This window comes from Streptomyces sp. P17 (assembly GCF_032436805.1).
Lineage (GTDB): Bacteria > Actinomycetota > Actinomycetes > Streptomycetales > Streptomycetaceae > Streptomyces.
Map to the genome: position 1 here is coordinate 1 of NZ_JAVRBF010000422.1, position 373 is coordinate 373.

The following is a 373-nucleotide window of genomic DNA, read 5'->3' on the forward strand; positions in this document are numbered from 1 at the left end:
CTGGTTACTACATTCCTCGCCCAGAAGGCAGAAATGGCCGTGGTGGGTCTCATCTGGAACCACAGAGCGATAGCACTATTGCTCGCATCTTCTATAGCGAACGCTCTGCAAAGATATTCATCAGTGCATGGGCGAAAGGCAAATACGTCTGTGATCGCTATATCAGTGATGGGCATCCGGGCAATGACTGGGAAAAGGATTACGTGGAACACACGCATATCGTCCCTGTCGCCTCACGCAACAAAGATGACATGGAAGTCGTCTTCAGGGAGATTGACCTGTGAAAATTCGTATCGAAATTGAGATCGAAGACGCCAATGTCTACGCCAACCGCGAATGCTGGGATGGTGTAATGAAGGCTGTCAATGTCGCT

General features: G+C 49.6%; 1 protein-coding gene. It reads left to right on the top strand.

Annotated elements, in window-relative coordinates; translation table 11 throughout:
• Nucleotides 1-284 (top strand): hypothetical protein (locus tag RMT89_RS41565; RefSeq protein WP_315888943.1); only part of this gene is annotated, 284 nt, incomplete at its 5' end.
• Nucleotides 285-373 lie beyond the last annotated feature (89 nt).